Consider the following 1,800-nt stretch of genomic DNA (forward strand, 5'->3'; position numbering starts at 1 on the left):
GGCCGGCGACGGGTACGTGGCCGCGGTCGTGCTGGGCGCGGCCGTGCTGACGGCGGTGCTCTGCGCCGGCCGGGGGCCGCTGGCCCGGCTGCTGTCGGGCGATCTGGTCACGGAGCTGGGCCGGATGTCGTGCAGCGTCTTCCTGCTGCACCTTCCCGTGTACCGGCTGCTGCGGCAGGGCAGTCCCGGCCTCGCTCCGCTCCCCCTGTTCCTGGTCGGGGGCGCGGTGACCTGGTTCCTGTCGCTGCTCGTCCACCACCTGCTCGTGGAGCGGCTGGGGCGTGTGCGCGGGGGCGTGGTCTAGTTCGGGCGGGCCATCGCCTTCACGAAGGCGCGTTCGACGTCGGCGGCCGAGAGGACGCCGTAGATCTCGCCGGTGTCCTCGACGACGAGGTACTCGGTGGCGGGGGTGGCGCGCAGGACGTCGAGGAGGTCCTCGCCGGCGAGTTCGGCGGAGACGCGCATGCCGTCGGTGAGGTCCTGGGCGAGGCCGCTGACGGCGACCCAGGGGCGGCGGTGTTCGGGGACGCCGACGATGGCGGCCTCGCGGACGAGGGAGAGGGGTTCGCCGTTCGCGTCGACGACGACCAGCGCGCGGGCGCCTGCCGCGTTCGCCCTGCGCAGGGCCTCGGAGAGGGGGGTGTCGGTCTCGACGGGGACGGCGCGGCGGGTGAGGTTGCGGGCGCGCAGTTGCGGGAGGTGTTCCCTGAGGCGGGCCATGCGCAGGCTGTTGCCGGCGCCGGTCCAGATGATCGCGGCGAGGATCGCGGCGAGCAGGGCGTCGGTGACGGTGTCCATGCCGACGCTGTCCTCGGCGGTGGTGCCGAGGGCGCCGGACTGGGTGAGGAGGGGGAGGCCGATGAGGACGGAGACGGCGAGGGCGCGGCCGACCCAGGCGGCGGCGATCGTGCCGCTCATGGGTTTGCCGGTGATCTTCCAGACGACGGCGCGCAGCATCCGTCCGCCGTCCAGGGGGAGGCCGGGGAGGAGGTTGAAGATCGCCACGATGAGGTTGGAGATCATCAGGCCGGCGAGGAGGACGCCGGGGACCGTGCCGGGTTCGACCGGGAGCATCGCCAGGTAGAACAGGCCGGACAGGACGAGGGAGAGCAGCGGGCCGACGAACGCGAGCCAGAATTCGCGGCCGGGGGTCTCCGCCTCCTTCTCGATCTCCGAGACGCCGCCGAAGAACTGGAGCTGGATGCGGCGGACGGGGAGTTTGAAGCGGAGGGCGGCGACCGTGTGGGCGAGTTCGTGCACGAGGACGGAGGCGTAGAACGCGACGGCGAAGAACAGGGCCACGAGGTAGCGGGCCATACCGAGGTCGGGCAGCACGCGGTCCAGCTGGCCGCCGAACACCCAGGTGATGAGCGCGGCGACGAGGAACCAGCTGGGGGCCACGTACACGGGCACCCCGAACGGCCGCCCCATCAGAATCCCGCTGCGGGGCTCCCGCGCCTTCTCCGCCTCCTTCTTCCCGGCACCCGCGCTGTGCGCGTGCGGGTGGTGGGGGTGCGGGTCGGGGGTGGTGTAGGGGCTGGCGGGAGGCGTCCCCGGGCCCGGGGGTTCCGGGGCGGGCGTTTCCTCGGGCAAGGGGGCTTTCGTGTCGACGGAAGCGGACGGCTCGGTCCCGCCCTGCTCCGCCGCTTCGCCGGAAGCACTCGACGCCGGGGTGTCCGCCGGTTCGGCGGGGAGGCGGATCTGCCGGGTCGCGTCATCGGCCGGGCGCGAGCCCTCGCCGGCGGGGTTCGAGACCGCCGGCTCGGCGGGGTGCTCGGGCTCGCGGGAGGTGCCGTCCGG

Annotated in this window: 2 protein-coding genes; one reads left to right on the forward strand and one right to left on the reverse strand. The window is 73.8% G+C overall.

All coding sequences use genetic code 11. The features are described from left to right. The coding region (locus ACVNF4_RS35600; protein ID WP_461806973.1) for a hypothetical protein at window positions 1–304 on the forward strand (304 nt) is incomplete at its 5' end. Here the strand turns inward: ACVNF4_RS35600 and ACVNF4_RS35605 are convergent. Further along, the coding region (locus tag ACVNF4_RS35605) for a site-2 protease family protein (RefSeq protein WP_461806974.1) at window positions 301–1,800 on the reverse strand (1,500 nt) is incomplete at its 5' end. The genes ACVNF4_RS35600 and ACVNF4_RS35605 overlap by 4 nt on opposite strands.

The sequence above is a fragment of the Streptomyces sp. S6 genome (assembly GCF_054880855.1).